This is a genomic window from Bradyrhizobium iriomotense (genome assembly GCF_018130765.1).
GTDB classification, from domain to species: Bacteria; Pseudomonadota; Alphaproteobacteria; order Rhizobiales; family Xanthobacteraceae; genus Bradyrhizobium; species Bradyrhizobium iriomotense_A.
The window spans coordinates 214651-226180 of sequence record NZ_JAFCJZ010000006.1; the positions used below are offsets into that span (position 1 = coordinate 214651).

At 64.4% G+C, this 11530-nt stretch carries 9 protein-coding genes; 5 read left to right on the forward strand and 4 right to left on the reverse strand.

Translation table 11 applies throughout. From position 1 onward, the window contains the following. Window positions 1-2: 2 nt before the first annotated feature. From JQ635_RS13785 to JQ635_RS13795, 3 genes are all read right to left on the reverse strand, one after another. Window positions 3-1703, reverse strand: coding sequence for an alpha/beta hydrolase (locus tag JQ635_RS13785; RefSeq protein ID WP_211410408.1), 1701 nt, complete (start codon window positions 1701-1703; stop codon window positions 3-5). A gap of 21 nt (window positions 1704-1724) precedes the next feature. After that, complete coding sequence (locus JQ635_RS13790) at window positions 1725-4268, reverse strand: GAF domain-containing sensor histidine kinase (protein WP_211410409.1); 2544 nt, start codon at window positions 4266-4268, stop codon at window positions 1725-1727. Between the two features lie 104 nt (window positions 4269-4372). Then, window positions 4373-6028: a thiamine pyrophosphate-requiring protein gene (locus JQ635_RS13795; RefSeq protein WP_283826809.1), complete on the reverse strand. Its 1656-nt coding sequence runs from the start codon at window positions 6026-6028 to the stop codon at window positions 4373-4375. A 353-nt stretch (window positions 6029-6381) separates the two neighbouring features. On the opposite strand from JQ635_RS13795, the gene JQ635_RS13800 reads away from it, so the two are divergent. The 5 genes from JQ635_RS13800 to JQ635_RS13820 all read left to right on the forward strand — a co-directional run bounded on the left by JQ635_RS13800 (window position 6382) and on the right by JQ635_RS13820 (window position 10873). Next, on the forward strand, window positions 6382-6846 hold the full coding sequence (locus JQ635_RS13800) for a (2Fe-2S)-binding protein (protein ID WP_211410411.1): 465 nt from the start codon (window positions 6382-6384) through the stop codon (window positions 6844-6846). 1 nt (window position 6847) lies between these two features. After that, window positions 6848-9103 carry a xanthine dehydrogenase family protein molybdopterin-binding subunit gene (locus JQ635_RS13805; RefSeq protein WP_211410412.1) on the forward strand — a complete coding sequence of 752 codons (2256 nt, stop codon included), beginning with the start codon at window positions 6848-6850 and terminating at the stop codon, window positions 9101-9103. Between the two features lie 6 nt (window positions 9104-9109). Next, window positions 9110-9745 carry a hypothetical protein gene (locus tag JQ635_RS13810; RefSeq protein ID WP_246583519.1) on the forward strand — a complete coding sequence of 212 codons (636 nt, stop codon included), beginning with the start codon at window positions 9110-9112 and terminating at the stop codon, window positions 9743-9745. A gap of 58 nt (window positions 9746-9803) precedes the next feature. Then, on the forward strand, window positions 9804-10475 hold the full coding sequence (locus tag JQ635_RS13815; RefSeq protein WP_211410413.1) for a type 1 glutamine amidotransferase domain-containing protein: 672 nt from the start codon (window positions 9804-9806) through the stop codon (window positions 10473-10475). 92 nt (window positions 10476-10567) lie between these two features. Further along, on the forward strand, window positions 10568-10873 hold the full coding sequence (locus tag JQ635_RS13820; protein ID WP_211410414.1) for a putative quinol monooxygenase: 306 nt from the start codon (window positions 10568-10570) through the stop codon (window positions 10871-10873). Between the two features lie 126 nt (window positions 10874-10999). On the opposite strand, the gene JQ635_RS38970 is transcribed toward JQ635_RS13820, so the two are convergent. After that, window positions 11000-11416: a hypothetical protein gene (locus tag JQ635_RS38970; RefSeq protein ID WP_246583520.1), complete on the reverse strand. Its 417-nt coding sequence runs from the start codon at window positions 11414-11416 to the stop codon at window positions 11000-11002. Window positions 11417-11530 lie beyond the last annotated feature (114 nt).

Consider the following 11530-nt stretch of genomic DNA (forward strand, 5'->3'; position numbering starts at 1 on the left):
GGTTAGCCCCCGCGGTCGGGATCGTCGTCGGCATTGCCTGCGCCGATCTTCCGCGCTTTCGCCGCGAGCTGTTCCTTGAGCCGCGCCAGCGCTTCGGCAGACCAATCACGGACATCGGTGACCGCGACCCAGGCATCGACGTAATGCTCGGGCGCGTAGACATGGCCAAAACCCATCGGCGTGCCGTTTGCGACCGCCATGTCGAGGGCGAGCTGCAGCATCGTCACGATCGGATACCATCGCAGCTCCGGTGAGACATCCGGCCCGCGCGGAGCGCTCATCCATGCCGGGGCCTGAAAGGCATCGCGATAGGCGAAGAACGTGATCGCGTCGCTGGCATGTTGCAGGTAGACGACGCGCATCGGGCCCCAGGGCGTATCTGGCGGCACCGTCGGCCCGTTCTGGTTCATGAAGCGCACGAAGCGGCTGTCGCGGAATTCCGGCAGCCACGCCGGCGTGCCCGGATTGCGGTTCGCGGTGATCGAGCGCCAGAAGCGGCTCTCGAACGGTGGCCCGCTCCAGAGCGCGCCGGCAATGGGATCGCCGATCGTCTCGAACAGCTCCGCGGATTTTTCCGAGTTCATGGCGCCGAGGCTGAGCCCGTGGAGATACAGCTTCGGCCGCTTGTCCTTCGGCAAGCTCGTCCAGTAGCCGTAGATTTCCGCGAACAGCGCGCGCGACGCCTCGGCGCCGTATTCGGGCTGAAACAGCAGCGACAGCGGGCTGTTGAGATAGGAATATTGCATCGCCACGCTCGCGACGTCGCCGTGGTGGAGATATTCGATCGTATCCATCGCGGACGGATCGATCCAGCCGGTGCCGGTCGGCGTGATCACGATCAGGATCTTGCGTTCAAAACCGTGCTGGCGCTTGAGCTCCTCCAGCGCGAGCTTCGCGCGCGCCTGCGCCGTGCCTCCGCCGGCAAGGCCCACATAGACGCGCACCGGGTCGTGTGCGGCCCGGCCCGTGGCGGCGCTGATGTCCGCTGCGGTCGGACCCGAGGCAATGAACCGGCGGCCCGTGCGCCCGAGCTCCGTCCACTTCACCAGCGACGCCGGACTTCCCGTGCTATCCGGCGCGGTCGGCTGCGGCCGTTCGGGCTCGTGCAGGGCGTCGAGTTCACGGAAGGACGAATCGAGCGCGCGAAATGCCGTGCTGATCAGGACGTTGCTGGCAATCGACCAGAACAGCAGTCCTGCGACCACTACACCAATGACGTTAGCGACCTTGCGTGGAATGATGCGCTTCGCGTGCCAGGAGAGAAAGTGCGACACAAGCGCGAACAGCCGCCCCAGCAGCAGCAATGCGGCGAACGTGACGAGGGCGATGGCGCAGACCTTGAAGGGATGCGCGGTCTCGACCGGCGTCATCTTCATCGCGGCGCGGATCGAGTTCTGCCATTCGGCGGCGCGCCAGAGATAGATGACGACCACGATCAGGCAGCCGGCTGCGACCAGTGCATTGGCACGCGAGCGCAGGCGCGCCGAAGGCTCGGGCAATTCGAGATAGTGCCACAGCCAGCGCCAAAGGTTGCCGGCGAGGTAACCGATCGCAAAGCAGGCGCCGGCGAGGGCGCCCTGGGTGAGATAGCTCCGCGGCACCAGCGTCGGCGTCAGCGCGGCCGCGAAGAACAGCGCGCCCAGCATGAGGCCGACGCCGGACAGCGAGACCAATTGTCGCCGAATGAGCCGGGTCAGATTCATGCAAGCACCTTATGAATGAAGCTACCGTCCGTCCTTGTCCGGGAAACCGCTCTTCCGCGGCAGCAGAATCGTGAACTCAGTGAACTTGCCCGGTTCGGTCGCGACGTCGATCGTGCCGCCGTGCTGCTTGACTACGATATCATGACTCATCGACAGCCCGAGGCCGGTGCCTTCGCCGGCCGGCTTGGTGGTGAAGAAAGGATTGAACATCTTCTCCCTTACCTCGTCCGGAATGCCGATGCCGTTGTCGCGGATGCGGATCTCGACGTGCTCGCCGCGATCGCGCGTCATAGCGGTCACGATCGGCTCGTAGTCGCCGGTGCGGTCCTCCGCCTTGCGCCTGGTCACCGCATAAAAGCCATTCGCGATCAGGTTCAGCAGCACCCGCGTGATCTCCTGCGGAAACACTTCGGCTTGCCTGGCCGCGGGATCGAGCTCGCGGTTCAGCGTCACGTCGAACTGCGGCTTCTCGGCGTGCGCGCCGTGATAGGCGAGGTTGAGGCTCTCTTCGACCAGCGCATTGATGTCGCTTAAGCGATGCTCGCCGCCGCCCTCGCGCGAATGCAGCAGCATGTTCTTGACGATGGAATCGGCGCGCCTGCCGTGCTGCACGACCTTGTCCAGATTGTCCTTCAGAAGTCCGGTCAGCTCGTCGACCTCGCTGCGGACATCGCCCGCGAGCGGGACGGGCGCCAGCACCTCGTTCAGTTCCTCCGTCAGCTCCGCGGAGAGGGAGGCAAAATTGTTGACGAAGTTGAGCGGGTTTTTGATCTCGTGCGCGATGCCGGCGGTGAGCTGGCCGAGCGAGGCCAGCTTCTCGGTCTGGATCAACCGGTCCTGCGCGGCCCGGAGGTCTTCGAGCGAGCGCGCCAGCTCCCGCGTGCGAGCCTGCACCTCGTCGAACAGTCGCGCATTCTCGATAGCGATCACGGCCTGGTCGGCGAAGGTCGAGACCAATCCGATCTGCTTCCCACTGAAAGGAGAAACGGTCCTGCGGCCCAGGAACAGAACGCCGATTGGCTCGCCGTTGCGCAGCAGGGGAACTCCAAGCAGCGTACGGAAGCCGGCGGCTTTCTGAATGTCTCCATAGGTGTAGTCCGGGTCGGCAGGGACGTCTTCGATCTGGACTGCCTTGCGCTCTAGCAGCACCCGCCCGACCACGCTGCCTCTTCCGGGATGGAGACGGAGCGTTTCGGCGAGCTTGAGCCAGTCGATGGAGAAGTTGTAGTTGGTCGCGTGATAATAGCCGTCGGGGCCTTCGCGCGTGATCGCGGCCATGTCGGCGCCGCACAATTGCGCAGCTGATTCGGTGAGTGTATCCAGAACAGCTCGAAGATCGAACGCCGATCGGCTGATCACCTTGAGGACATCGGCGGTTGCGGTTTGCTGCTGCAGCGCCTCACTCAGGTCGTTGGTCCGCTGCTGCACCTCGTTGAACAGGCGCGCGTTCTCGATCGCGATCACGGCCTGGTCGGCAAAGGTCTTGAGCAGGCTGATCGCCTTGTCGGGGAAATGACCGGCTTCCGGCCGCGTCACGCCGATGGTGCCGATCGCCGCGCCATCGCGCAGCATCGGGATCACCAGGATGCTGCGATAGCCCCGCGTTCGCGCCAGCTCCCTCATGGCCTCCGTAAGATCAGGCTCGTTCTGCATGTCGCTGCGGAAGGCGTATTCTCCGCTCGTCGCCACCCGGCTGTGAATGCCGGGGGACGACAGTGGCGCTGGAAACGTGCTGAGCAGCTCCTCGTTGCCGGCCTGATTGTCAGTGGTGAAGGCGGCGAGATGCAGCATGCCGCCGATGACGCGTGTGACGGCGGAGGAATGGCCGCCGATCAGCGCCTTGGCACTGTCGGAGATCGCCTGGAATACCGGGGTGACATCGGCCGGCGAGGCCGCGATCACCTTCAGGATATCGGCGGTCGCGGTCTGACGCTCCAGCGCCTCCCTGGTCGTGTTGAACAGGCTGACATTGTTGAGCGCGATCACCGCCTGGTCGGCGAAGGTCTGGAGCAGGCGCACATGGTGGTCGCCGAATGTGCCGGTCGTCCGGCGGGTGGCGATGATGACGCCGATCGCTGCGCCCTCGCTCATCAAGGGGACGAACAGCATGCTGCGAAAGCCGCGGGCGCGCGCGATGTCGCGTGCGGCCGGCTCGAGCTCGGTGTCGGGCAATTGCGCCGCCGCACCATGCGCCACGAGCTGGTACGCCGGGAACTGCGCGAACGACACCGGGAACGAGGCCTGCAGCACGCGGTCGCCGGCCGGATCGGTCGGCGTGAACGCCGCAAGATGCGCGGCACCGTCGATGTAGCGCAGCACCGCGGTGGAGAACCCGCCGATCAGCCGGTTGGCATTGGCGGCGATGGTGTCGAACACCGGCTGCACGTCGGACGGCGAGGCCGCCATCACCTTCAGGATCTCGGCCGTCGCAGCCTGCCGCTCGAGCGCTTCCTGTCTTTCATCGGCAAGGCGCGCGTTCTCGGCCGCGCTCGATTTCAGCTGCTGCTCGAGCTCGTCGATCCTGCGCCTCAGCGCGGAGGCCATATCCTCGGTAAGCGCGGTCATTGATCGTCCGGTGCGGCCGGGAGCAAGTCCCTTAGCCTGCGCCTTTAGCGCCAAACGCCCGGCCGGCCAAGACTCAAGTCGACAAGACTCAAGTCGGCAAGACCTCACGTGCCCGGCCGCGACACCTCGGTCTCCTTGCTGGTGATGAACTCCAAGAGCACCGGGATGCCTTCCTGCGTCTTCTGGATGCCGCGCTTGATCGCGGGGACGATGTCCTCCGGCCTCTCCACGCGCTCGCCATAGCCGCCGAAGGCGCGCGCCATCGCGGCATAATCGCCGGAGATGTCGGTCGAGCGATATTTTTCGGTCGAGATCGGCATTACCTTCAACTCGATCGCCATCGAGAAATTGTTAAGCAGGATCGACATGATCGGAATGCGCTCGCGCACGGCGGTCTCGAAATCCATGCCGGTGAAGCCGATGGCGGCGTCGCCCCAGACGTTGATGCAGAGCTTGTCGGGCTTTGCCAGCTTTGCGCCCATCGCGAGCCCGAGGCCGTAGCCGAGCTGGGTCGTCTTGCCCCAGCCGAGATAAGTGAGGGGCTCCACCGCCTTCCAGAACGGCGAGAGCTGGTCGCGCGGGCTGCCGGCATCATGCGTGATGATGGTGTTCTTGACGTCGACGGTGTGCTGCAGGTCCCATAGCACGCGATAAGGACTTAACGGTGCGTCATTGCTGGTGAGCTTCGGCATCCACTTCGCCAGCCACTCCTTGTGCGAGGCCGCGATCTCGGCCGCGACCGCCGAGGCGTCGCGATCGGCGGTGACGGTCTTGCCGATCTCCTCCAGCAGCGCATCGAGCACGAGACCGGCGTCGCCGACGAGGCCGATCTTCGCCTCCACATCCTTGTTGAGATGGTTCGGATCGAGCGTGGAATGGATGATGGTCTTGCCCTTGGGCATCGCGATGCCGAAATTGGTCTCGGTGAAGGAGCAGCCGATACCCAAGATGACGTCGGCCTCGGCGAGGAATTTCGGGACGGCGCGCGGCACCGCGAGGCCGCCGGAGCCGAGCGAGAGCGGATGCGTCTCCGGAAACGCCGATTTGCCGCCGAGGCTGGTGGTGACGGGTATAGCGAGCCGCTCGGCGAGGCGCTTCAGTTGCGGCCACGCCTGCGCGTAGTGAACGCCCTGGCCGGCATAGATCACCGGCCGCTTCGCGTTGACGAGCAGGCTGGCGGCTTCCTTCACGTGCACGGGGTCCGCGCCGTAGCGGGTGCGCAGCACTGGCGTGTAATTCAGCGGCTCCGGCACCTCCTCGTTCCACATGTCGGAGGGGATCTCGACGATCACGGGCCCGCCGCGGCCGTTCTTCAGCTTGGTGAAGGCGCGGCGGAAGATATTGGCGACCTCCGCGGCCAGGATGATCGGCTCGGACGATTTCGCGAACGGCTTCATCGCCTCGCTGGAATTGAAGTTCGGCTCGATATGCGCCAGCCGGCGCTGATAGCCCATCGGCAGCACCAGCACGGGAACGGATTCGCCGAAGCACTGCGCGACGCCGCCCATCGCATTCTCGGCGCCGGGCCCGTGCTGCATGCAGAACGCGCCGACGCTGCGCCCCGACGTCACCCGCGAGATCGCATCCGCCATGTGGATGCCGACGCGCTCCTGCCGCACCATGACGGGACGGATCTCGGCTTTGGCCGCATGCTCGATCAGGTGGTTGACCGGATAGCCGCAGAGGATCTCGATCCCCTCGCGCCGCATGATTTCCGCAATCGCAGTGCCGAGCTTCATGACGTCTCTCTCCTCAGGCAGAGGCCGGTTGATCCGGCTGGTTGAAGAGAGAGGATCAGGAAATCCGGGAAGCGTAAAGCGTAGTTGATCGCGCCCGCAGGTAGGTCAGCCATGCAGGAGGCGCGATCGCTACTCTGTCGTCCACAGGGGCGTCGCAATATTGATCAAAGTGTCGCGCGACGAGTAGGCGCACTGCATGCGACGCGCTGCTGTCGCAATAGGCAACCTAGCGCATGCAGCTTGCCACCGACTGACAGCAGCGACCCTTTATCGTGCGAATTCGAAAGTGAGCGCCGGTGCTGCAGGGTTTGAGTTTGACAGTCTTGAAACTTCGAGAGCACGCTAGCCTCGACATTGCGAAGGGACACATCGGCATGATCGAACTCACTGTCAATGGGACCAAGCGCCAGGTCGACGTCGTTGCCGAGATGCCGCTGTTGTGGGTGCTGCGCGACGAACTCGGCATCACCAGTCCCAAATATGGCTGCGGGGTCGCGCAATGCGGCGCGTGCACGGTTCAGATCGACGGCATGGCCGTGCGGTCCTGCCAGGCGCATATCGGCGAGGTCGCGGGCAAGTCGGTCGTTACGCTCGAAGGCCTGGAGAAAAGGGATCAGAACCCGGTCATCCAGGCCTGGATCGAACATCAGGTGCCGCAATGCGGCTACTGTCAGACCGGCCAGATCATGCAGGCCATCTCGCTGCTCGATCTGATCTCCAATCCGACGGACGACGAGATCGACCAGGTGATGTCGGGCAATCTCTGCCGCTGCGGCACCTATCCGCGCATCCGCGCGGCGATCCATGCGGCGGCCGCGAAGAAGATGGCGGAGAAGTGAGATGGGCCACATGCAGAGCCTCTCCCGCCGCGCTTTTGTCTTTGGCTCCGCCGCAATCGCCGGCGGCATCGCCTTCGGCGCCTACGGCAGTGCTGAAGCGGCCACCGGCGCCGCCAGTGACAATCCGCTGACCGCCGGTCTCGGGCCGAACGCAGTGACCTTCAATCCCTGGGTCGAGATCAGCCCGGACAAGATCACGCTGATCGCGCAGCATGCCGACATCGGCCAGGGTGTCGGCTCGGTGCAGCCGATCATGATCGCCGAAGAGATGGACCTCGACCCCGGCCAGTTCGAAGTCCGCTTCGCCGGCCCGAGTCCTGCCTATTTCAACACCGGCTTCGCCGACGAGTTCGCGCCGTTCGTGGCCGCGGACCAAAGTCCAGCCGCCGAGGAAGCGCGCGCCAAGACGCTCGAATGGCTGCGACAATCTGGTCTGCAGATGACCGGTGGGTCGAGCACGCTGCCGGATACCTACGACAAGCTGCGTGTCGCCGGCGCGGTCGCGCGCGAGACGCTGAAGGCCGCCGCCGCCAAACGCTCGGGCGTCGCCGTGGCGGACCTGCGCACCCAGTCGGGCCATGTGATCCTGCCCAATGGCACCAAGATCGCCTATGTCGATCTGTCCGCGGACGCGGCGAGGATTCCGCCGGTGCTCGATGCCAAGCCGCGCGATCCCTCGACATGGCGCATGCTGGGCAAGCCGATGACGCGGCTCGACATCCGCGCGAAAGTGATGGGCGAGCTGAAGTTCGGCATCGACCTGAAAACGGACGGCATGCTGTACGCCTCCGTCAAGCTGAACCCCGCCAAGGGGCAGCCGCTGAAGTCATACGACGCCAGCAAGGCGCGCGCGATGCCGGGGGTCAAGAAGGTCCTCGAGATCAAGAACGGCGTCGCGGTGATCGCCACGAACAGCTGGTACGCCATGAAGGCGGTCGACGCCATCGCTTGCGAGTGGGCGCCCTCGGCCTATCCCGCCGAGCAGGCCGACCATTGGAAGGTTCTGGGATCCTCGTTCAAGCCTGAATTCCTCGGCAAGGAGTGGCGGAAGATCGGCGATATCGACGCCGGCCTGAAGATGGGCAAGCTCGTCGAAGCCGAGTATCGCGCTCCTTACGTGGCGCATCAGCCGCTCGAGCCGCTGAACGGGATCGGTCTCGTGACCGACAAGGGGATGGAGATCTGGGTCAGCCATCAGAGCCCGCGATTCGTGCAGTCGGTCGCGGCGACGGCGATCGGCCTCAAGCCGGAACAGGTCACCTTCCACAATCAGTGGGCCGGTGGAAGCTTTGGCCATCGTCTCGAATACGAGAACGTTCGCGTTCTCGCCGAGATCGCCAATCAGATGAAGGGCACGCCGATCAAGCTCGTGTTCTCGCGCGAGGAGGATTTCCTTCAGGACATTCCGCGGCAGATTGCGATCGCCAGGCACCGGGGCAGCGTCGACAAGAGCAAGATCGTCGCAGCCGATCTTGCTCTGGCCTCGACGACTCCGCTCAAGGGTCTGCTCGAACGTTCGGGCACGCCGTCGAAGGATCCCGACGGGCAATTGGCCGCTGGCCTGTGGAACGTCTATTACGACATCCCCAATTTCCGGGCCACCAGCTACGAGGCGCAGGGACTGTCGCCGAGCACCACGTGGCGCTCGGTCGGCGCCTCGACATCAGGCTTCTTCACCGAAAGCTTTATCGACGAACTGATCCATGCGGCGGGTCTCGATCCCATGAAGGCGCGCATCGCGATGTGCACCGTGCCGCACTATCGCAAGGTGCTGGAGACGGTCGCGGAGATGTCGGACTGGAAGGGACCGCTCGGCAACGGCCGGGGGCGCGGCGTCGCTTTCGTCGAGTCGTTCGGGACACCGACGGCCGAAGTCGTCGAAGTCTCGATTACGGACCGCGGCATCAGGATCGACAAGGTCTGGGTCGCGGTCGATGTCGGCAAGGTCGTCGACCCCGTCAATTTCGAGAACCAGGTACAGGGCGGCGTCGTCTGGGGGCTCGGCCACGCCATCAACTGCGAGCTCACCTACGCCAAGGGCGCGGTGCAGCAGACCAACTACAACCACCACGAAGCCATGCGGATTTATCAGTGCCCGGTCATCGAGGTTCGCGGGCTCGAGAACGATCCGAAGGTGAGGGGCGTCGGAGAGCCGCCGGTTCCGCCGGCAGCGCCCGCGCTTGCGAACGCGATCTTTGCGGCGACCGGAAAGCGCATCCGCGAAATGCCTTTCAACAAGTTCATCGACTTTGTGTGAGGGTGGATGATGAAGAGATCTCTGATCGCGGTCGCGCTCGCCGCGGCGTCAATCGCGGCCCTCACGGGAATTGTTGCGGCCAAGGACGAAGCCAAAAACGATGTCTTGCCGCCGGGCAGCGTCAGTCGCGCCGAGGGGCTGGAGGCCTGGAAGCGGATCGAAGCCGTGGTGACACATCCGCGTTGCGCTAACTGCCACGTCGACGCCAAGGCGATCCCGATCTGGACACCGGCAGGCGAGACCAAGCCCCGCGTGCACGGCATGAACATCCACGGCGGAGAGAGCCGCATCGGCGCCGAGAAGCTGGCCTGCTCGACCTGCCACATGACCTCGACCCAGGCCAACGAGCCGGCACCTTCGCCGCCGCGCGCCGGCATCGACTGGCAGCTCGCGCCGGTGGCCTTCATCTGGTTCGGCAAGAGCGGCGCCGAGATCTGCGCGCAGCTGAAGGACCCCAAGCGCAATGGCGGCCGCGACGCCGCCGGCCTGCTCGAGCATCTGCGCCACGACGCCTCGCTGAACGGCTTCATCCCGAGGGGTTGGGCCCCCGGAGCAGGCCGCTCCACGCCGCCGGGCACCTTCGAGGACCACGTCAAGGACATGGCGATGTGGGGAGCGGCCGGGCAACCCTGTCCGAACTGATGCGTTCGCCGCGTCGCGCCAACGCGATCCCATATGGCGTCATCCAATGGAGAAAACCATGACCCAACATGTCCTCTTCATCGTCACCAACGCAGCCGTGCTCGGTCCGCATAGTCGCAAGACCGGCTTCTTTTTCGCCGAGGTCGCCCATCCCTTCGAGGTGCTTGACAAGGCTGGGGTCGCGGTGGAGTTCGCGTCCCCAGCCGGGGGATGGACGCCTTACGATGCGTACGACGAGAAAGATCCCGCTCAGAAAGATTTTCTCGCGAGTAAAGCCTTTCGCCGCTTGAATCGCAGTCGCAAACTGTCGGAGGTGGACGCTGCCGACTACGACGCCATCCTGGTGCCCGGCGGTCTTGGGCCCATGGTGGACATCCAGCGCAATACAACGGTCCAGAATGCCATCGTGCGCGCCTGGAGCACAGGCAAGCTCGTCGCCGCTGTTTGTCACGGACCGTGCGCGCTGCTTGGCGTCAACCTTGGTGATGGCATCCCGTTCGTACGCGGCAAGAAGCTCACGTCCTTCTCGAAGAAGGAAGAGTACGACTACGCCCGGGACGATGTGCCTTACGAGCTTGAGGACGCATTAAGGGCAGAGGGTGCCGAGTACTCGTCGGCAGCCAACTGGCAACCTCACGTCGTCGTCGATGGCCGGCTCATCACGGGGCAGAACCCCGCTTCGGCCGGGCCGCTGGGAAGAGAGTTGCTGTCCGCCCTCAAGGACCGGTGACGCGAACATCTGAAATCTCGGAGTGGATGCAATTCGCGAGGGACGGGCTCGGTATCTGAAGCCGCGCTTGCCCTCGCGTTGGGAGCTATCGAATGACGCAATCGCCATCCAAGATCACCGCTATCCTGGTTGCTCGCCCGGGCAAGTCCGCTGAACTCAGAGCACTGCTTGTTGGCATGGCACCGCATTCCAGGGCCGAACCTGGCAACCTGCACTGGGATGTCTGGCGCGACACATCGAACGAAGATCGCTACGTTCTTGACGAGCTGTACCGGGACGTTGCTGCCGTCGAAGCTCACCGAACCACGCCGCATTACCAGGCCTACCTGGCCAAAATTCCCGAGCTGGCTGATCGGACGGCCGTGGTCCTGGAAGCGGTTGAGGTTGGGGGCAGGTGAACGGCGTCAGCAAACCTTCGAAGTAACTGCATCCGCGGGACCTGCTCCCCGGATTTCGCTGCGCTCCATCCGGGCTACGAGCTTGCCAGCCGCCACAGCCGCAGTCCGGAGCAGACTGACAACGTCCTATTTGCAGTTCTGGCAGATCATCAGCTTTCGCTTTAACGCTCCATCTTCCTGATCGAGGTCATTTGTATCCGGATTAGGCCTGCTGTCCTTTGCGGCGCGTGACCTCACAGGCGGCGTCACCTGGCTCGGGGTGTCATTGTCATCGACAGTGCCGACGCTGAAACCGTCGTAGTCGGCGGCCGGGTTCGGCTGAGGCATGCCAATCACGGCTGGCGAAGGCTCTCTGCCGGACGCCGCCGGCGGAGTTCTGTTTGTCGTCACCCGGGCGGGCTTGGTGGCACTCGGGCGTGGCGGCGATGCATCGGGCGGAGCAAGCGAAACGGGCGGGGAGACCGAAGTCTGGCCTCTCGCACTGTCGTGCGACCATGCGCCGACAAACATGAGGCCGAGAGCCAGGAGCGTCACGCTTCTCATCCGCTTCCTCTCGGCAGCTTGGTTCAACGATTGATGGCATGGCCCGCCGGACCACGACGGGGTGCAGAGTATCAGGACTCACATAGTCGTCAAAGCGCCGTAGCCCGGATAGCG